This is a genomic window from Amycolatopsis sp. Hca4 (genome assembly GCF_013364075.1).
Lineage (GTDB): Bacteria > Actinomycetota > Actinomycetes > Mycobacteriales > Pseudonocardiaceae > Amycolatopsis.
Map to the genome: position 1 here is coordinate 8,017,660 of NZ_CP054925.1, position 19,182 is coordinate 8,036,841.

A 19,182-nucleotide genomic window follows, 5' to 3' on the forward strand; every position below is an offset into this window, starting at 1 on the left:
CGATGAGGAATTCCGGATGCTGACCAGGACCTCACTGCTGCTGGTGCTGGTCACGGCCGCGTTCTCGCTCGGCGCCGCGGAAGCGGCGCCGGGCGAGACCGCGCCACCACCACGACAACAAGCGGCCGCCACCCAGATCCCCTTCGGCTTCACCCTGGGGGACGCGCAGCAGCCGACCACGAGCCACGTCGCCAAGTTCGGGTCGGACATCACCTTCCCGCCGGGCACCTTCGACGGCTCGCTGGGCGGTCTCACGAACACCGTGCCGATCACCGGGAAACTCGCCATCCCGCCGGCGAACGGCTACTTCGTCGCGTTCCGGTTCATGCCCACCACCGGCCGGGTCGAGATCATCCCGGACGGGGACGCCACGGGCACGGCCACCGTGCACACGGGCAAGGACAAGGACTGCAAGGCCACGCAGACCAACATCTGCGCCGACACGGACGTGACCGCCAAGGTGTTCATCAGGCTTTCGGACGTCAAAGTGGACGGACGGCCCCTCGACGTCGGCCCGGACTGCCGGACGGCCCAGCCCGCGGCGGTCACCATCAAGGCGCTGGTGCCGATTTCCCCGCCCGCCCCGCCGGTGAAGGTGACGTCGACCTTCACCACCCCGGAGTTCGCCGGGTGCGTCGGGCACGAGGACGTCAGCCGGCTGCTCACCGGCCTGGTTTCCGGGCCGGGCAACACCTTCGTCTCCAACCTCCAGCTCCGCTGCTTCAGCACCGGGTGCAAGTCATGACCACGTTCCTCAGCGAAGCGCCGCAGAAGGCCGCGAACGGCCTGCGCGAGTTCGGCCGGATGTGCGCGATGGGCCTCGACGTCCTGGTCGCCATGCTCCGCCGCCCGTACCAGGTGCGGGAGTTCGTCCAGCAGTTCTGGTTCATCGCCAGCGTGTCCATCACGCCGGCGATCCTGGTGTCGATCCCGTTCGGCGCGGTCATCTCGCTGCAGCTCGGCTCGCTCACCAGCCAGATCGGCGCCCAGCAGTTCAACGGCGCGGCGAGCGTGCTGGCCGTCGTGCAGCAGGCCAGCCCGATCGTGACGACGCTGATCATCGCCGGCGCGGGCGGCAGCGCCATCTGCGCCGACCTCGGCGCGCGCAGCATCCGCGAGGAGATCGCCGCGATGGAGGTGCTCGGCGTCTCGCCGATCCACCGGCTGGTGGTGCCGCGCGTGCAGGCCGCCGTCGGGGTGTCCGTGCTGCTGAACGGCCTGGTCAGCGTGGTCGGCGTGCTGGGCGGCTACTTCTTCAACGTGATCGTCCAGGGCGGCACGCCCGGCGCGTACCTGGCCAGCTTCAACGCCCTCGCGCAGCTGCCCGACCTGGTCGTCAGCTCGATCAAGGCGGTCATCTTCGGCTACCTCGCCGGGGTCGTCGCGGCCTACCGCGGCCTGAACCCGAAGGGCGGCCCCAAGGGCGTCGGCGACGTCGTCAACCAGTCCGTCGTCATCACGTTCCTGCTGCTGTTCTTCGTCAACACCGTGCTCACCGCGCTGTACCTGCAGCTCGTCCCGGCGAAGGGAACCTGAGTGGCCATCCTCGGCAAACCCGGCGACCGGCTGTTCGACCTCGGCGACCAGCTGCTCTTCTACGTCCGCGCGCTCGCCGCCGTCCCGCTCGCGGTCACCCGCTACTTCCGCGAGGTCGTCCGGCTGCTGGCCGAAGTGACGTTCGGCAGCGGCGCGCTCGCGGTGATCGGCGGCACGATCGGGGTGATGGTCGGGCTCTGCGTGTTCACCGGCGTCACGGTGGGCCTGCAGGGCTTCAGCGCGCTGAACCAGATCAACATCTCGGCGATGACCGGCTTCCTGACCGCGTACTTCAACACGCGCGAAATCGCGCCGCTGGTCGCCGGGCTCGCCCTTTCGTCCACTGTGGGCAGTGGGTTCACCGCGCAGCTCGGCGCGATGCGGATTTCCGAGGAGATCGACGCGCTGGAGGTGATGGCCGTGCGGAGCATGCCGTACCTGGTCACTACCCGGATCGTCGCCGGGTTCATCGCCATCATCCCGCTCTACGTGATCGGGCTGCTGATCTCCTACCTCGGCTCGCGGCTGACCACGGTCGTCTTCTTCGGACAGTCCGGCGGCACCTACGACCACTACTTCACGCTGTTCCTGCCGCCCGGCGACGTCCTGTGGTCGTTCGGCAAGGTGCTCGTCTTCAGCGTCGGCGTGATCCTGACGCACTGCTTCTACGGCTACCGCGCCGGCGGCGGCCCGGCCGGGGTCGGCGTCGCGGTCGGCCGGGCCGTGCGGACGTCGATCGTGCTGATCAGCGTGCTCGACCTGTTCCTCTCGCTGGCCATCTGGGGTGCGACGACCACGGTGAAGGTGTCCGGATGACCCGCTTCCGCACGCAGCTCGCCGGGGTCGCCTTCCTCGGCGTGCTGGTCCTGCTCGGCTGGCTCGCGGTGGCCATCTACGACAAGGACTTCGACGACGCCGAGCTGGTGACGCTGCGGGCGGACCGCGTCGGCAACCAGCTCGCGCCCACTGCCGAGGTCAAGGTCAAGGGCGTCCCGTTCGGCGAGGTCCGGGCGGTGCGCAGCACGCGCACGGGCGCCGAGATCGACCTCGCCCTCGACCCGGCGAAGATCGGCCTGCTGCCCGGGAACGTGTCCGCGCGGCTGCTGCCGAAGACGGTGTTCGGCGAGCGGTACGTCAACCTCGTGCTCCCCGACAGTCCACAGGGGAAACTCCGGGCCGGTGACGTGATCGCCCAGGACCGCTCCAGCAACGCCATCGAACTGGAACGCGTCCTCGGTGACCTGCTGCCGCTGCTGCGCGCGGTCCAGCCGCAGAAGCTGAACAGCTCGCTCGGCGCGATTTCCCAGGCGCTCGACAACCGCGGGAAACCCCTCGGCGACAGCATCGTCAAGCTGCAGGACCTCCTCGGGCAGGTGAACCCGCTGATGCCGCAGTTCAAGGCCGACATCACCGGCCTGGCGAACGCCGCCGACGTCTACACGAAAGCCGCGCCGGACATCCTCCAAGCGCTGAGCGACCTCTCGACCACCGCGAAGACCATCGTGGACACCCGCGCCGACCTCGACAACCTCTACGCGAGCGTCACCAGCGCCACCGGGCACCTCAACGAATTCCTGCGCAAGAACAAGGACAACCTGATCGGCGTCTCGGCGGCGAGCCGGCCGACGCTGGAGCTGCTGTCGCGCTACTCCCCGGAGTTCCCGTGCTTGTTCGACGCGGTCAACCGGCTCAAGCCGCTGATGGAGAAGGCACTCGGCAAGGGCACGAACGAGCCCGGCCTGCACGTGACGCTCACCGTGCAGGACCCGCGCGAGAAGTACGTCCCCGGCCGGGACACCCCGCGGTTCGACGCCACCGGCGGCCCGAAGTGCTACGGCGGCGGCGCGGCGGCCGCGGGCCCGGCCGACGGCGACCTCGGCCCGGCCAACTCGCCCGGTGAGCGGAAACTGGTCGCGGAGCTCCTGAAGCCGGCGCTGGGTGACGTGCCCGACTGGAGCAGTGTCCTCATCGGACCGGCACTGCGCGGGACGGAGGTGACCGTCCGATGAGGAGCGTGGCGGGGCCCGCCGTCAAGGGGCTCATCTTCTTCCTGGTCACCGCGGCCGCAACGGCCGTGCTGGCGATCACCATCGCCAACTCCAACGTCGGTGCGACCATCGGCTACACCGCCCGCTTCACCGACGCGACCTCGGTCAACCCCGGCGACGAAGTGCGGATGGCCGGGGTCCGGATCGGCCAGGTCGACTCGGTGCGGGTCGTCGAACACCGGCTCGCCGACGTCGAGTTCTCGGTCGGCCGCACGCACCGGCTCACCGCGTCGGCCTCGGTCACCATCCGCTACCGGAACCTGGTCGGGCAGCGGTACCTGTCGATCGACCCCGGCGCCACCGACACCTCGCCGACGCTCGCCGAAGGCGCGCAGATCCCCTTGGAGCGGACCAAGCCGGCGCTCGACCTCACCGCGCTGTTCAACGGCTTCAAGCCGCTCTTCCAGGCACTGTCGCCCAACGACGTCAACCAGCTGTCGTTCGAGATCATCCAGGTCCTGCAGGGGGAGGGCAGCACGATCGACAGCCTGCTGCGGCACACCGCGTCGCTGACTTCGACCCTGGCCGGGAAGGACGCGCTGATCGGCCAGGTGATCGGCAACCTCAACACCGTGCTCGACACGCTGAACGCCCAGGGCGACCAGTTCGACACGCTCGTCGACACCACCGCCCAGCTGGTCACCGGCCTGGCCGCGGACGCCAAGCCGATCGGGCAGGCCATCGGCGGCCTCGGCGAGCTGACCACGGCGACCGCCGGGCTGCTGGAGCAGGGCCGTCAGCCGCTCAAGGGCAGCATCACCGCACTCGGTGACCTGTCGAAGAACCTGGCCGACAACACCCCGGTGTTCCAGCAGTTCCTCGACAACCTGCCGAAGAAGCTCGACCGGATCGGCACGCTGTTCTCCTACGGCTCGTGGGCGAACTTCTACCTCTGCTCGGTGCAGACGGACGCGAAACCGGCGCCGGGCGGTCCGCCACCGGGCATCCCCGTCACCGCTGCGAGGTGCCGGTGAAACCCTTCCGCAGCCGCAACCCGATCGCCGTCGGCGCGGTGACCGCACTGGTCATGGCCCTGATCGGCAGTGCCACCTTCTTCTCCGACGACCTGCCGCTCATCGGCGGCGGCACCACATACAAGGCCGAGTTCCACGAGGCCGCCGGGCTGAAGCCGAACGACGAAGTCCGCGTGGCCGGGGTGAAGGTCGGCGAGGTCACCGACGTGCGGCTGGCCGGCGACCACGTCGAGGTGCTGTTCCGGGTCCGCGACACCTGGGTCGGCAACCGGACAACGGCGGCGATCAAGATCAAGACGCTGCTCGGCCAGAAGAACCTCGTCCTCGACCCGGTCGGCAACGCCGAGCTGAACCCGGACCAGCCGATCCCGGCCGAGCGGACCAGCTCGCCCTACGACGTCACCGCGGTCTTCAACGACCTGGCGAGCACGGTCGGCGCGATCGACACCGACCAGCTCGCCCAGGCGTTCCGGACGCTGTCCGACACCCTCGGCGCGTCGGCACCCCAGGACGTCAAGACCGCGTTCAACGGCGTCGCCGCCCTGTCGCAGACGCTGGCCTCACGCGACGAAGAGCTGGTCAAGCTGTTCCAGAACACCAATCAGGTGTCCAAGACGCTCGGCGAACGGTCCGGCCAGATCCAGGCGCTCATCCGCGACGGCAACACCCTCCTCACCGAGCTGAACGCCCGCAAGGACGCCATCGCCAAGCTGTTCACCGGCATCAAGAACCTTGCGATCCAGCTGCGCGGCCTGGTCGCGGAGAACCAGAAGACACTCGGGCCGGCGCTCGACCAGCTCGACCGCGTGGCGACCGTGCTGCAGCAGAACCAGGGGAAGCTCGAGGACAGCCTGCGCCTGGCCGGGCCGTTCTACCGGCTGCTCGGCAACGCCGTCGGCAACGGCCGGTGGATCGACACCTACATCTGCGGACTGATCCCGACCGGCAGCACGCCGGGCAGCTGCCAGCCGCCGAAGAACGGGGGACGCTGATGGCCCACCAGCTCATCGACCTGGGTGCCGAGGCGCGACGGCGGACGCGGTTGCGGGCCCTCACGCTCGGCGTTCTGCTCGCCCTCGTCGTCTCGGCCGCGTGGCCCGTGGTCACCGCGCCTGCCGAGCGGACGCTGACCGCGTACTTCACCGCCGCCGTCGGCATCTACCCGAACTCGGACGTCCGCGTCCTCGGCGTCGCCATCGGCTCGGTGTCCGAAGTGGAACCGAACGGCACCGACGTCAAGGTCACCATGACGCTGCGGCCGGGCGTGCCGCTGCCCGCGGACGCCGGGGCCGTCGTCATCACGCCGAGCCTGGTCGCCGACCGGTACGTCCAGCTCACGCCGGTCTACCGCGGCGGCCCGCAGCTGCCCGACGGTGCGTCGATCCCGCGGGAGCGCACCGCCACCCCGGTCGAGGTCGACGACCTGCTGCACAGCCTCAACCAGCTGATGTCCGCGCTCGGGCCGCAGGGCGCCAACAAGGACGGCGCCGTCAGCGAGGTCCTGACCCGGTCCGCGGACTACCTGAACGGCACCGGGCAGACCATCGGCACCGCGATCAAGAACCTCGGCGAGTTCGCGCGCACGGCGAGCGATTCCAAGGACGACCTGTTCAACTCCGTGGACAACATCAGCAGGTTCACCGCGATGCTCGCCGCCAACGACGGCCAGGTCAAGCAGGCCATCTCGCAGATCGCCTCGCTCAGCAAGGTGCTGGCCGACCAGCGTGACCAGTTCTCCGGCGCGCTGACCGAGCTGACCCAGGCGCTGAGCGTCGTGCAGGGGTTCATCAAGGACAACCGCGGTCGGGTTCAGTCCGATGTGGACAAGCTGGCCGACGTGACGAAGGTGCTGGTGAACCAGAAGGACTCGCTGGCCGAGGCGCTCCAGGCGGCCCCGAACGCCCTGACGAACCTGCTCGGTGCCTACGACCAGGCCAACGGGACGATCGACGGCCGCGGCAATCTCCTCGAGTACGCGGAGCCGAAATGAAGTCACTGGTCAAGCTGGCTGCGGTGGTCACCCTCGCGCTGGTCACCACCGGCTGCGGCAGCGGGGTGAGTGTCTACGACATCCCGCTGCCGGGCGGCGCCGCGCTCGGCGACCACCCGATCCACGTCACCGCGAGCTTCACGAACGTGCTCGACCTGGTGCCGCAGTCCGGGGTCAAGGTCAACGACGTGCCGGTCGGCCAGGTCGTCAAGGTCGAACTGGCGCCGGACGGGCGCAGCGCGGTCGTCGAGCTGCTGCTCAACGGGGACGTCGACCTGCCGGGCAACGCCGTCGCCCGGCTGCGGCAGGCGAGCATCCTCGGCGAGAAGTTCGTCGAACTCGCCCCGCCCGACGACGCGACGCCGTCGGGCCGGCTGCTCGACGGCGCGGACATCCCGCTGGACCGGTCGACGCTGACGCCCGAAATCGAGGAGGTCTTCGGAGCGCTGTCGTTGCTGCTCAACGGGGGCGGCGTCGCGCAGGTGCAGAACATCAGCCACGAGCTGAACGACGCACTCGGCGGCAAGGAGACCGCGGCGCGGTCCCTGCTGTCCGATCTGGACACCTTCGTGCGGGGGCTCGACGAGCACCGCAACGAGATCACCCGGGCCATCGAGAGCGTCAACAAGCTCTCGGCGACGCTGAACGCGCACACCGACCGGATCACCACCACGCTGAACGGCCTCACGCCCGGCATCGGCGTCCTCAACCAGCAGCGGGAGGCGCTGGTCGGGATGCTCAAGTCCCTGGACGGGCTGACCTCGGTCGCCGTCGACACGGTCAACCGCAGCAAGGACGACCTGGTCGCCGACCTCCGCGCGCTGGAGCCGCTGCTGCGGCGGCTGGCCGACTCCGGCGACAAGCTCCCGAAGGCCATGGAGATGGTCTTCACCTTCCCGTTCCCGGACGCCGCACTGGACACCATCCGCGGCGACTACCTCAACGGGTTCCTGAAGGCAGGCCACTGATGCTGACCCGGTTCGTGCGCGTGCAGGTGACGCTCTTCGTGGTCATCGCCGTCGTCGGCGTCGCCTACGTCGGGGCCACCTACGCGGGCCTCGACAAGGTGTTCTTCGACCGCGGCTACACCGTGACCGCGCAGTTCCCGACCGGCGGCGGCATCTTCACGAACGCCGAGGTCACCTACCGCGGTGTCCCGATCGGCCGCGTCGGCGAGCTGCGGCTGACCCCGGCCGGGATGGAAGCCGACCTCGAGATCGACTCCGGGACCGCGCCGGTGCCCGCCGACACCGAAGCCGTGGTCGCGGACCGGTCGGCCGTCGGCGAGCAGTACGTCGACCTGCGGCCGCGCACCGACGGCGGTCCCAAGCTGCACGACGGTTCGGTGCTCACCCAGGCGGACACGAAGATCCCGCTACCGGTCGACGTCGTCTTGTCTACAGTGGACTCGTTCGCGAACTCGGTGCCCAAGCCCGCGCTGCGCACGGTCGTCGACGAGCTGTACAACGCGACGTCCGACGCCGGCCCGGCGCTGGACCAGCTGGTCGGCCGCGGCATCGAGTTCGTGCAGGCGGCGAGCGCGCACGTCGCGCCGCTGACCCGGTTCGTCACCGACGCGCACACCGTGCTCGACACCCAGGTGCAGCAGGCCGGCGCGATCCGCGACTTCGGCGTCAACGCGAAGCTGCTGGCGTCGACCCTGAAGGCGTCCGACGGCGACCTGCGCACCCTCATCCCGGCCGTGCCCGCGGCCGCGAACGAGGTGAGCGCCCTGATCCGCGACTCCGGGCCGAACCTCGGCGTGCTGCTGGCCAACCTGCTGACCACCGCGGACGTCCTGGAAACGCGGCAGGACGGGATCCGGCAGCTGCTGATCACCGCGCCGCAGGCGGTCGCCGCGGCCGGCACGATCGTGCGGCCGGACGGTGTCCATATCGGACTGTCACTGACCTTCTTCGACCCGCCGCCGTGCACCACCGGGTACTCGACGCCGTACCGCAACGGCCTCGACACGTCGGTGCGGCCGCTGAACACGGCGGCGCGCTGCGCGCTGCCGAAGGGTGACCCGACGAACGTGCGGGGCTCGCAGAACGCACCGGGAGGACGGCCGTGAGGATTCTTGCGTTGGTGGCGGCGGTCCTGGCGACCGTCGCGGCCGGGTGGTCGGGCTTCACCTGGTGGCAGGCGGCGCACGACGACGGCGTCGCGCGCGCGGTCGTCCGGGAAGAGGCGTTGCAGGCGGGCCGGACGGCGGTGGCCGGGCTGACCACTTTGGACTACCGGCAGGCCGCGCCGGGTTACCAGCACTGGCTCGAGCTGTCCGGCGGCGCGCTGCGCGACGAGCTGGCGGCGGACCGGCAGGGCAGCCTCGACCGGATAGCGCAGGCCAAGACCGTCACCACGGGCAAGGTGACCGACGCCGCGGTGACCGAAGTGGACACCGCGGCGGGGACGGCGAAGCTGATCGCCTCGGTCGAACTCGTCGTGGCGCCCGACGGCGGGGACGCCGTGACCAAGCGCAACCGGTTCCAGGCCGACCTGACCCGCGGGCCGGACGGCTGGCACGTCACCGGCCTCGGCCAGGTTCCCGTCGGGGAGGCACCGTGAAGACAGCGACGAAGAAGCGGGCCGTGAAGGTCGCCGGCCGACGGCACCCGGAAGCTCGTGACGAGCCGGCCCCGGCCTCGGCCGAGCCGGCCCCGGCCGTCCGGCCGCGGCGGCGGGCCATGGTGGTGCTCGCGGTGGTGGCCGTGGTCATGGCCGGGCTCGCGGTGTGGTTCACGCTCGAAGCGCGGGCCACGAACGACGTCGTCGCGCACAACAGCGCGCTGTCCGACGTCGCGGGCACGGCCGACGCCGGGAAGCAGGTCAGCGCGGCGCTCGGCACGGTCTTCTCCTACCGCTACGACGATCCGGCCAAGAGCGAGCAGGCCGCGAAGGACGTCCTGACCGGGCCCGCGCTCGCGCAGTACGAGCAGCTGTTCGGCCAGGTCCGCAAGCTGGCCACCGAGCAGAAGCTCGTGGTGACCTCCACCGCCGTCGCGTCCGGCGTGAAGCTCCTCGACGGCGACCGCGCGGCACTGCTGGTGTTCCTCGACCAGACCGGTACGCGGGGCGACGGGCAGCGCAGCACCGGCGCCGCCCAGCTGAGCGTCACGGCGGAGCGCGTCGGCGGGAAGTGGCGCGTCACCGGGATGTCCGCGGCCTGAGCATGCGCGAGGAGCCCATGACCCTTTCCGAACTGCTGGCCTGCCGCGCCGCGGCGGCGGGCGACGAGCCGGCCCTGACCTGGTCCCGGCTCGCGGTCACCCTGACCTGGGGTGAGCTGGACCGGCGCGTCACGGCGGTCGCCGCGGCCCTGCGCCGGGTCACCGAGCCGCGGCAGCGGGCGGCGATCCTCGCCGCGCCGTCGCCGGACTACGTCGTCGCGTTCCTCGGCGCGCTGCGGGCCGGGCTGGTCGCCATCCCCGCCGGGCCGGACCGCCGGGCGAGCGTGCTCGCCGACGCCGAGCCGTCGATCGTGCTGGCGACCGCGGCCACCGTGCCCGCGGTCCGGAGTTTCCTGGCCACTTTGGACACCTGCGGGCACCGGGTGCTGGCCGTGGACGCCGTGCCGGACGCCACCGGTGGCCCGAAATCCGGCTCGTGCCCGAGGACGTGGCGTACCTGCAGTACCCGGGCGGGGTGATGGTCACGCACGCCAACGTGCTGGCCAACGCGCGGCAGGCGGCCGAGGTACTGGGCCGGGCGACCGTGGTGACCGGGCTGCCGCCGAGCGACCCGCTGGGGCTGGTGCTCGGGGTGGCGGTGCCGATCGTCACCGACCGCCCGGCGGTGCTCGGCGACGACGCGTCCGTCCCCGAGGCACTGCGGGAGGCGTACGTCGTGGCCGAAGCGACCGCGCTGGTCGCTTGTGGACGGCCGGCCGGCCAGCGGGTCGCGATCGTCGACCGGGACGGACGGCGGGTCCCCGCCGGTGACCTCGGCGAAATCTGGGTGAGCGGACCGAACGTCGCCCGCGGCTACTGGCGGCGGCCCGGGGAGTCCGCGCGCGTCTTCTGCGCCCGGCTCACCGGTGACGACGAGCCGCGGTGGTGGCTGCGGACCGGTGACCAGGGCTTCCTGGACCCTGCGGGGACCTGTGCGTCACCGGCCGGAGCCTCGTCGCCGGGTACCGCCCGGAGGACCTCGAAGCGACGGCCGAGCAGGCGCACCCGGCGATCCGGCCGCGTGCGGCGTCGGCGTTCGCCGTGCACGGCGGCCAGGCGGTGGTCGTGCTCGAGCTGGCCGACGGTGTCGTCCCGCCGCGCGGCGAGGTCGAGCGGGCGGTGCGGCACGCGGTCTCGACGCGGCACGGGCTGACGCTGCGAAGAGTCGTCGTCCTGCAGTCTTCCGCCGGGGACGGCCTGTGGTGACCGGGCCGGCGGAGCGGGCGCTGTCGCCGGGCGTCCCGTTCGCCACTTCATCGTTCGAAGTGACGTGGCCGGAAGTGCCGCTGCCGCCGGGCGAGCCGCCCGCGCCGGGCGCGTGGCTGCTGCTGACCGACGAGCACCCGGCGGCGCTCGGCCGGGCCGTCGCGCTGGCGCTGGCGCTGGCCGCGGCCGGGGACGACGCGTTGTCGCTGCCGCGCGACGACCTCGACGAGCTGCCCGGGTTCCTGGCCGAGCGGCCGGTGCGCGGCGTCGTCTTCCTGACCGGGTCGCCGTACGCCTACCACGACCCGGAGGCCGCGCAGGAGCTGCTGCTTTCGGTGCTGCCGGTGGTCGCCCGCGTCGGCTTCGGCGTCCGGTTCCACCTGGTCACGCAGGCCGGCGGCGAGCCGGGGCTGGCGTTCCTGCGCGGGCTGGTGCGGGTGCTCGCGGTCGAGCGGCCGCAGCTGCGGGCGAGCCTGGTCGACGTCGACGCGCGGTCCGATGTGGACGTGCTGGTGCGCGAGCTGCGGTCGGACGCCCCGGACGACGAAGTCCGCTGGCGGCACGACGTCCGGTACGCGGCCCGGCTGGCCCGCGTGCCGTTCGCCGTCGAGGTCCCGACCGGGCCCGGCGCGTACGTGGTCACCGGCGGTCTCGGGCCCGCAACCGCCCGGTGGCTGGCCGATATGGGCGCCACCCGTGTCGTCCTTTGTGGACCATACAAGGGTGCGCCCGGCGCGGTGGTGGTCCAGGGCGACATCGCCGAGCCCGGCGTCGCGGACCGGCTGATCGCGGCGGCGACGGCGGACGGCCTGCCGCTGCGGGGCATCGTCCACACGGCAGGCGTCCTCACCGACGACCCGGCGGCCGGCTGGCACGCCGGCGTGCTGGGCGCCCGCCGCCTGCACGAGGCGACCGCGGACTGCCCACCGGAGTGGTGGCTGCTGGGTACGTCGGCCACGGCGTTGTTCGGCGCCCCGGGCGGAACGTCCCGCGCCACGGCCGACGCCTGGCTCGACGCCTTCGCCACCTGGCGGCGCTCCCGCGGCCTCCCGGCCACGACGATCCAGCTCGGCCTGCCCCACCTCCCCGACCTCCCCCGCCCCTACTTCTCCATCCTCTGACCGGTCGACCGGCGTACCCGGAGGGTCGGTTCGCGTACCTGGAGGGTCGGCTCGCCATCCGACCCTCCAGGTACGCAAACCGACTGTCCAGGTACGCGAACCGACCGGTCAGGGGAGGGTGGCGCGGAGGGCGAGGATCATCTCGAAGCGGTCGTCCGGGTTGCGGAGGTGGTCCGCGAAGAGGGCTTCCAGCTCCTGGGCGCGGGCGCGGACCGTCTGCGGGTGGATCGCGAGGCGGTCGGCGACCTCGCGGACGTTGCCGCACGTCTCCAGCCACGCCAGCAGCGTGGGGGCCAGTCGGTTGTACTGCTTCGGCGTCAACGCCGTCAGCGGGGCCAGGCGGCGGCGGGACACCTCCGTCACCAGGAACGGCTCCTTGCGCAGCCACAACGCCGCCAGGTGGTCTTCGCACCAGGTCAGCGGCTCGTCCGGGAGGGCGTCGCCGACGAGCCGCAGCGCCTGCTGGGCCGTCGCCAGTGAACGGCCCGCCTGGCGCGGCGGTACCGCCGGCCCCACCGCCGCGCGGTGGCCGGCCAGGGCCGCCGTCAGCGCGTGGCGGTCCTCCGGGGCCGGCAGGAGCAGCCGCGGGGTGCCGTCTTCGAGGTCCTCCAGCGCCGCCAGCCCGGTGACGTCGGCGGGCCCGTCGAGCGCCACCGCGACGAGCCGGTGCGGCAACGGCCACTCCGCCGCCGTCGCCGCTTCCTGGACCATCCGGGACGGCGACGGCGGGTCCGCCAGCAGCAGGTCCAGCAGCCGTCGCCGCCGCCGTTCCAGCGCGCCCGCCGCCCGGGCCTGTGCCGCCGCGTGGCCCTCGATCGACAGCGCGGACAGCTCGTCGATGTAGGCGAAGATGGCCTCGGCCAGCAGGCACAGCGTCGCCGACGGCACGCCGGCCCGCGTCCCCACCTCGGCCATCCGCCGCCAGGTCACCCGGGCGCCGACCCGGTACGCGGCCTGCAGGACGTCGAGGTTGCGGCCCTGCGCGAGCTCGTGCACGCCGAGCCCGACGAACACCTTGCGGCGCTCCTCCGGCAGCGGTCCCGACGCGGCGATCCGGTCGACGAACTGCAGGATCGCCGCCTGGACGCCCGCCCGCAGCGCCTTGCCGAACGCGCCGTCGAGTGGCCTCGCGTAGTCCGGGATGGTCCGCTGGATCTCGCGCAGCACCTCGTCGGCGACGTCGAGCAGCCGCGGCCGGAACACCGCGGCCAGCTCGCGGGGGAGCATGGCCCACAGCTGCCCCGGACGGCCGTCGCCGCCCAGCATCGGCCCGAAGGCCGTCTCGACGGGCGATCCCGTCATGCACCCACCTCGCCGTTGAAGGGGACTCAGGAACCGAGCAGTGCCTCCGCCCGCAGCGCGATCTCCATGTCGAGCCGGTCGTCGGCGTTGTTGAGCCGGTCGCCGAACAGGTCGATCAGCTGGTGCATGCGGTACCGGACGGTCTGCGGGTGCACCTTCAGCTTCTTCGCGATCTCGGGGGCGCTCCCGCGGGACTGCAGCCAGATCAGCAGCGTCTCGCCGAGCCGCGCGCGCTGCTTCGGCGTGAGGTCCTTGAACGGCTGCAGGCTGCGCGCGCACAGTTCGCGGACGAGGAACTCGTCGGCGAGCAGCCACAGCGTGGACAGGTGGTCGGTGCAGCGCGTCACCGGCGCGTCCGGCAGCACGCCGCGCTGGACCAGCTTGAGCGTGCGGCGGGCCCAGAGCAGCGAGCGCGGCGCGTCGGTGAGCCGCACGGTCGGGCCGATCACCGCCCGCCAGCCCGGCAGCCGCTCGGCGAGGTTCTTCAGGTGCCGTCCCGGGTCGCCGGTGACCAGGCACGGCTCGCTGCCCTCGAGGTCGACGAGCACGTCGGAGTGCAGGTCCGGCGCGGACAGGCTGTGCTGGTCGGGACGCGGTTCGAGGGCGACGACGGTGACTTCGGCCGGCAGGGGCCACTGCGCCGTGGCGGCCTGTGCGGTGATGGTCTGCGGCGCGGACGGCGGGTCGGCGAGCAGCAGCTCCAGCAGCCGTCTCCGGCGGCGGGCGCGGGTGCCGGCGGCGCGCGTCTGCGCCGCCGTGTAGCCCTCGATCGAGAGCGCGGAGATCTCGTCGACGTAGGCGAAGATGGCCTCCGCGCTGGTGCACAGCGTGTCCGCGGAGACGCCGGTGGCCTGCCCGAATTCGCTGATGTGCCGCCACGCGACGCGCCCGCCGACCCGGTACGCCGTCTGCAGGCAGTCGAGGCTGCGGCCCTCGTTGAACTCGATCTTGCCGAGGTTGCGGAAGACGGTCGTCCACGTCTCGAGCGGCACGGCGCCGGGGGTGCCGACGCTGTCGAGGCACTGGATGATCGACTGCCGGACACCCTGCGTGATGATGTGCCCGAACGCGCCCTCCAGCGGCTGGCGGTACTCGGGCACCGCCCGCTGCACCTCCTGCAGGATGGCGCGGGCGAGCGGGTCGACCCGCGGCTTGAAGCGGATCGCCAGCTCGCGCGGCAGCGACGCCCACAGCCCGATCGCGCCGGAAGCCCGGCCGGGCCGGGGATCCGCCGGGGTGCGCGGGGCGGGCGGGTAGGCGGGGCGGGGCCGGTCGGCCGACACGGACTGCTGCCGGTAGGCCGGTCCGGGAGTGCGCTCGCCGGGGTGCGGCCGTCCGGCCCGCAGGACGGGTACGGAGACTCCAGTGTCCACGTCGGTCATGTGTTTTATCCTTGCTGGCAACAAAATCGGCCTCGTCGGCGGGAACGCCGATCCGGTTTTTGTGGCTCAGGCAACATAATTTCGCGCGAACGGCACTGTCAACGGGTTCTCCGCTGACTTTGCGGTAACCCGTCCGGACTACACCCGAACGGGTGGAACGGCGCGAGAGGAGGTGACACTTCCGGCGGGCGCCGATGGTGCGCGCGTGACAACTTTTCAGGTGAGCGGTTCCGGGGTTGTCAGCCGCGTGACGACGTCGTCGAGCGTGAGCCGGGCGGGCGCGGTCTCCGCGAGGAACTCGTTGAGCAGGGCGCAGAACCGATCCGGCTCGGCCACGTGCGGAAAGTGTTTCACGTTTTCCAGAACGGTCAAGTGGCTGTCCGGCAGGAGTGCGGCGGTCCGGCGGCCGTGCGCGACCGGGATGAGCGGGTCACGCTCGCCCCAGACCAGCAGCACCGGCACGGCTTCGGCGAGGTAGAGCTTGTCGACGGCGCTCGCGCGCTGGCCGCGCAGGTCGATCAGGCTGCGCGCGATGAAGAGGAACGCCCGCCGCCGTGCGGGGTCGGCCAGCGACGCGAAATGCCTGACCAGTTCCCGTGTTTCAGTTTTCAACGACCCGCCGAGCCGTCGTCCGAGCCGGGCGGCGGCCCGCCGATCGCGAGCGTTACCCGGTTGACCGCGAGGGCCATTGTGGCCGGTGCGCCGGGCAGGGCGGCGGCCCGCAGCACCGGGCTCACCTCCGTGCCGAGGCCGGCGCTGGCCACCAGGACGAGGCGGTCGCACATTTCCGGGAACTGGTAGGCGAACTGCAGCGCGATGCCGCCGCCGAGCGAGTGCCCGACCACGGTCGCGTGCCGCACGCCGGACACCGCGAGCACGTCCCGCACGGTGCTCGCCATGGCGCCGAGACCGTAGTCCGCGCGGGGTGCTTCGGATTCGCCGTGGCCGGGCAGGTCGAGCGCCAGCACGCGCCGGCCCTCCCACCGGGCCAGCACCGGCGCCCAGGTTTCGGCGCTGCCGGCGATCCCGTGCAGCAGCACGACCGCTTCGTCGCCGGAATCCGCGGACGGCAGGTGCTCGTGCAGCCGGATGCGGCGGCCGTGCAGGGTGAGGATCTTGACGGTCATGGGTGGCCTTTCTCGCGAACCCGAAATTAGGGCATCCGACTGCTGCCGCGGATGTGGTGAACGCCACCGCCCCGAAATCACGGACGGACGTGACAAAGCCGATTGTCGAAAGGCGGCGGCGCGTGCGGGTTTTCGCGGTGTCACCGGGAATGCGTATCGACATTCCGGCGGTATCCGGTAATCCTCGGAGACATGGTCGCAATGACGCACCGGACGCGCTGATGTCCTGCCGCGCGAGTTTCCATTTCGTTCACCAGGGGCTGCCGCGGAGGTGGCCGGGCCGCCGCCCGTGGCGCCGGGTGCTGCCGATGCCGGTGCGCGCACTGGACCGGATGGTGAGCGCGGCCGGGCACGGGCCTCGCCGCGCCGGAGCTGCGGGCGCGTCGAAGCTCCCCGCCGCTCGGGGGACCCCCGGTTTCAACGTTACTCGCGGCCACTGACAATTCCGGTCCCGCGCCCGGGCCGCGCCTGGAGTTGTCCACAACTTCCGCGCGCCGAAGGCCGCTCGACGCCGAAGGTGGAGGCCGCGTTCGACCGTCAGCCCGATCGTCGCCGCCCAGCTCAGTGGTTGCCGCTTCTCGCGAGGGCCGGCCGGGCGGCGAGGGCCGGCCGGATCAGCCCTCCGGCGGCCGGTGCGCGCGCATCAGCCGCTGCGCCCGCAACGCCAGCTGCATGCCCAGCCGGTCGTCGGCGTCCCGCAACCGGTCGCCGAACAGTTCCTCCAGCTGGCGCAAACGATTGCGGACCGTCTGCGGGTGCACCCCGAGGCGTTGCGCGATCTCCGGCGCACCCCCGCGCGTCTCCAACCAGGCCAGGAGCGTCTCGCTCAGCCTCTCCCGCTGCTTCTCGCTCAGCGAGGCGAACGGGTCCAGGCTCTGCCGGGCGAGCTCGGCCGCCAGGAAGTCCTCCGCCAGCAGCCAGAGCGTGGCCAGGTGGTCGCGGCACCAGATGATCGGGCCCGGCACGTCCGGGCCGGACAGCAGCAACGCCCGCCGGGCCGTGCGGAGTGCGGCCGGGGCGTCGGCCAGGGGGACCGTCGGGGAGACCGCCGCCCGCCAGCCGTCGAGCTTGGCCGCCAGCGGGGCCAGGTCCGCGTCCGGGTCGCTGGTCAGCAGGTACGGCTCGGGGCCGTCGAGGTCGGCCAAGACGCCGTCGCCGAGCAGGTCGGCCGGGAAGTCCGCCGCGTCCGGGCCGCGTTCGAGGGCCACCATCGCCGCCTTCTCCGGGAGGGGCCAGCCCGCCCCGCCGGCCAGGCCGGCGATGCTGCTCGCGGCCCCTTCCGGGGCGCCGGCGATCAGCTCCAGCAGGCGCCGCCGCCGGACCGGGACGGCGCCCTCGGCCTCGGCCTGGGCCTGCTGGTAGCCCTCGATCGCGGTCGCGCACAGCTCGTCGACGTAGGCGAAGATCGCCTCCGCGGCCACCGAAATGACCGCCGGGTCGACGCCGGCCGCGACCACCGCCGGGTGCATCGCGCGCCAGGCCACCCTGGCCCCGATCGTGGCGCTGTCCTGCAGCGCGTCGAGGTTCCGGCCCTCGGCGAACTCGATCCGGCCGCGGCCGCGGTAGAACTCGATCCAGTGGTCGTGGGACAGCGCCGGCTCGCCCATCGAGTCGATGCAGTGCTGCACCGCGAACTCGACGCTCTTCACCAGCACCTTGCCGAACACGCCCTTGAGCGGCTGGCCGTAGGCGGGCACCGTGCGCTGCACCTCCTGGACCATCGACGCCGCCGCGTGCCCGACGTGCGGGCGCAACCCCGCGCCGAGCGCGCGCGGCAGCGAAGCCAGCAGGCGAAAGCTGCGGTACTCGACCACCAATCCCCCTTCGAGTGCGTGGGCGCCGAGCGTATCCGACGCATGCGTCACTGAAAAATCAACGACCGGTTCCCGGAAAGGGTGACGCCGACACGTCCTTTTGACACGGACGGGTGTGCGTTCTACGCTCCGTGTCAGTATTTCCGAGGAGCCAATTCCCAGTGGAGGACTGAATTCCCCATGCGTGGTTCCGCTGCCTCGGACAGTTCCGTCTGGTCCCGGCTGCCGCACGAGCTCGGCGACGCGGTGCGCCCGCGGATCCCGGAGATCGCCCGGGCCTGCGTCGACGCGGTCGCCGCCGAGATTCCGGAATATTCCGGGAAGTTCGCCGACGGCCCCGGCCGCGTGGCGGCGATCGAGCTGACGCGGCGCGGGATCGAGCGGGACGTCGACCGCGTCGGCACGCCGGCGCTGTGGCAGGCCGACCGGCTGGCGGAATTCCGCCGCCACGGGCGGGACGCGTTCCACAGTGGCCTCAGCCGCGAAGCCGTGCAGGCGGCCGTGCGCGTGTCGAGCCGGGTCACCTGGCGGTGGATCGCCGACATCGCGCGGGAAGCGGGCCTGTCCGGCGATGTCCTGTACGGCGCCGCGGAAGGGATGTTCGCCGACGTCGAGACGTCGATGGCGGCCGTCGCGGAGGGTACAGCGCGGCGGAGGCCGCGGTGACGGGCACCGGCGAACGGCACCGCCGCCTGCTGCGCGCGCTGCTCGGCGGCCGCACCCCGGCGGCCGATTCGGTCAAGGAAATGGACGGTCTGCTCGCCGCGTCCGGGCTGCCGGTGCCCGAGCGCGTGGCGGCGGTGGCGTTCCGCGCGCTGCCGGGCGCCCCGGAGTTCCCGCCCGGGCTGCTGCCGGAGCACGTCCCGGCCGACCCGGCCGGTGACCCGCCGGCCGCGCTGACACCGGCCCCGGACGTGGACCTCATCGGCTTGACCGCCTTGCCCCCGGGCTGGACGGCGGCGGTCGGCCCGCTCGTCGCGCCGGCCGAGGCACCGGAGTCGTTCCGGGTCGCCCGCCGCGCGGTCGACCTGGCCGCGAGGGGGTTGCTGGACGCCCCGGGCCCGGTGATCTGGTGCCGCGACCACGTGACGACGCTCCTGCTGCTCGCGGACGAGTTCCTGGTCGGCCAGCTGGCCACGACGACGTTGGAGCCGCTGGCCGGGTTGTCCGGACGGCGGCGGGAGCAGCTCGCGGAGACGCTGCTGGCGCTGGTCCGCACCCGCGGCAGCGCGCCGGAGCTGGGCCGGCTGCTCGACCTGCACCCGCAGACGATCCGGGCCCGGCTCAAGAAGCTGAGCGAGTTGTTCGGGGACCGCTTGGACGACCCGGCCGAGCGGCTGCGGCTGGAGCTTGCGTTGCTGGCCGAGCGGGCGCTCCCGGACCGCGGCTGAGGGGTCGGCACGCGTCCCGGACGGTCGGCTTGCGTACCTGGACGGTCGGCTTGCGTACTTGGACGGTCGGCTTGCGTGCCTGGAGGGTCGGTTTCCGGGTCTGGGTTAATGGCCTGGTTCG

The 19,182-nt window shown here is 72.3% G+C and carries 19 protein-coding genes and 1 pseudogene; 16 read left to right on the plus strand and 4 right to left on the minus strand.

Annotated elements, in window-relative coordinates:
- Window positions 1-16: 16 nt before the first annotated feature.
- Genes HUT10_RS36465 through HUT10_RS36530 form a run of 14 tightly spaced genes read left to right on the plus strand, consistent with a single transcriptional unit; the run spans window position 17 to window position 12,045 of the window.
- Window positions 17-745 carry a hypothetical protein gene (locus tag HUT10_RS36465; RefSeq protein ID WP_176175338.1) on the plus strand — a complete coding sequence of 243 codons (729 nt, stop codon included), beginning with the start codon at window positions 17-19 and terminating at the stop codon, window positions 743-745.
- Window positions 742-1,536 (plus strand): ABC transporter permease, encoded by a 795-nt coding sequence (locus HUT10_RS36470; protein WP_176175339.1) that lies wholly within the window; start codon window positions 742-744, stop codon window positions 1,534-1,536. Before HUT10_RS36465 ends, HUT10_RS36470 begins: the two co-directional genes overlap by 4 nt.
- Complete coding sequence (locus HUT10_RS36475; protein ID WP_176175340.1) at window positions 1,537-2,352, plus strand: ABC transporter permease; 816 nt, start codon at window positions 1,537-1,539, stop codon at window positions 2,350-2,352. It abuts the gene before it with no gap.
- Window positions 2,349-3,545 carry an MCE family protein gene (locus HUT10_RS36480; protein ID WP_176175341.1) on the plus strand — a complete coding sequence of 399 codons (1,197 nt, stop codon included), beginning with the start codon at window positions 2,349-2,351 and terminating at the stop codon, window positions 3,543-3,545. Before HUT10_RS36475 ends, HUT10_RS36480 begins: the two co-directional genes overlap by 4 nt.
- Window positions 3,542-4,558: an MCE family protein gene (locus HUT10_RS36485; RefSeq protein WP_176175342.1), complete on the plus strand. Its 1,017-nt coding sequence runs from the start codon at window positions 3,542-3,544 to the stop codon at window positions 4,556-4,558. Before HUT10_RS36480 ends, HUT10_RS36485 begins: the two co-directional genes overlap by 4 nt.
- A complete protein-coding gene (locus HUT10_RS36490) occupies window positions 4,555-5,550 on the plus strand; it encodes an MCE family protein (RefSeq protein WP_176175343.1) in 996 nt (331 codons plus the stop codon). Before HUT10_RS36485 ends, HUT10_RS36490 begins: the two co-directional genes overlap by 4 nt.
- Complete coding sequence (locus HUT10_RS36495) at window positions 5,550-6,548, plus strand: MCE family protein (protein ID WP_176175344.1); 999 nt, start codon at window positions 5,550-5,552, stop codon at window positions 6,546-6,548. Before HUT10_RS36490 ends, HUT10_RS36495 begins: the two co-directional genes overlap by 1 nt.
- Window positions 6,545-7,516, plus strand: coding sequence for an MCE family protein (locus tag HUT10_RS36500; RefSeq protein WP_176175345.1), 972 nt, complete (start codon window positions 6,545-6,547; stop codon window positions 7,514-7,516). Before HUT10_RS36495 ends, HUT10_RS36500 begins: the two co-directional genes overlap by 4 nt.
- Window positions 7,516-8,622: an MlaD family protein gene (locus HUT10_RS36505; RefSeq protein WP_176175346.1), complete on the plus strand. Its 1,107-nt coding sequence runs from the start codon at window positions 7,516-7,518 to the stop codon at window positions 8,620-8,622. The genes HUT10_RS36500 and HUT10_RS36505 overlap by 1 nt, the downstream gene beginning before the upstream one ends.
- Entirely contained in the window at window positions 8,619-9,116 is a 498-nt protein-coding gene (locus HUT10_RS36510; RefSeq protein ID WP_176175347.1) for a hypothetical protein, read from the plus strand. The genes HUT10_RS36505 and HUT10_RS36510 overlap by 4 nt, the downstream gene beginning before the upstream one ends.
- On the plus strand, window positions 9,113-9,718 hold the full coding sequence (locus tag HUT10_RS36515) for a hypothetical protein (protein WP_176175348.1): 606 nt from the start codon (window positions 9,113-9,115) through the stop codon (window positions 9,716-9,718). Before HUT10_RS36510 ends, HUT10_RS36515 begins: the two co-directional genes overlap by 4 nt.
- A 17-nt stretch (window positions 9,719-9,735) precedes the next feature.
- Window positions 9,736-10,197 (plus strand): AMP-binding protein, encoded by a 462-nt coding sequence (locus HUT10_RS36520; RefSeq protein ID WP_176175349.1) that lies wholly within the window; start codon window positions 9,736-9,738, stop codon window positions 10,195-10,197.
- Window positions 10,155-10,871 carry an AMP-binding protein gene (locus HUT10_RS36525; RefSeq protein ID WP_176175350.1) on the plus strand — a complete coding sequence of 239 codons (717 nt, stop codon included), beginning with the start codon at window positions 10,155-10,157 and terminating at the stop codon, window positions 10,869-10,871. Before HUT10_RS36520 ends, HUT10_RS36525 begins: the two co-directional genes overlap by 43 nt.
- Window positions 10,872-10,920: 49 nt before the next feature.
- Window positions 10,921-12,045: a KR domain-containing protein gene (locus HUT10_RS36530; RefSeq protein WP_254897182.1), complete on the plus strand. Its 1,125-nt coding sequence runs from the start codon at window positions 10,921-10,923 to the stop codon at window positions 12,043-12,045.
- Window positions 12,046-12,153: 108 nt separating this feature from the next.
- Here HUT10_RS36530 and HUT10_RS36535 read toward each other — a convergent pair whose 3' ends face one another.
- The 4 genes and pseudogenes from HUT10_RS36535 to HUT10_RS36550 all read right to left on the minus strand — a co-directional run bounded on the left by HUT10_RS36535 (window position 12,154) and on the right by HUT10_RS36550 (window position 17,673).
- Complete coding sequence (locus HUT10_RS36535) at window positions 12,154-13,347, minus strand: helix-turn-helix domain-containing protein (RefSeq protein WP_176175352.1); 1,194 nt, start codon at window positions 13,345-13,347, stop codon at window positions 12,154-12,156.
- A gap of 26 nt (window positions 13,348-13,373) precedes the next feature.
- A complete protein-coding gene (locus HUT10_RS36540) occupies window positions 13,374-14,729 on the minus strand; it encodes a helix-turn-helix domain-containing protein (protein WP_176175353.1) in 1,356 nt (451 codons plus the stop codon).
- A 216-nt stretch (window positions 14,730-14,945) separates the two neighbouring features.
- Window positions 14,946-15,856, minus strand: a pseudogene (locus HUT10_RS52310) (alpha/beta fold hydrolase).
- 614 nt (window positions 15,857-16,470) lie between these two features.
- A complete protein-coding gene (locus HUT10_RS36550) occupies window positions 16,471-17,673 on the minus strand; it encodes a CdaR family transcriptional regulator (RefSeq protein WP_176178205.1) in 1,203 nt (400 codons plus the stop codon).
- A 177-nt stretch (window positions 17,674-17,850) separates the two neighbouring features.
- Between HUT10_RS36550 and HUT10_RS51375 the strand changes: the two genes are divergently transcribed.
- Together HUT10_RS51375 and HUT10_RS51380 are read left to right on the plus strand one after the other, a co-directional pair.
- Window positions 17,851-18,336 (plus strand): hypothetical protein, encoded by a 486-nt coding sequence (locus HUT10_RS51375; protein ID WP_254897185.1) that lies wholly within the window; start codon window positions 17,851-17,853, stop codon window positions 18,334-18,336.
- Window positions 18,333-19,061: a helix-turn-helix domain-containing protein gene (locus HUT10_RS51380; protein ID WP_254897186.1), complete on the plus strand. Its 729-nt coding sequence runs from the start codon at window positions 18,333-18,335 to the stop codon at window positions 19,059-19,061. The genes HUT10_RS51375 and HUT10_RS51380 overlap by 4 nt, the downstream gene beginning before the upstream one ends.
- Window positions 19,062-19,182: the final 121 nt, after the last annotated feature.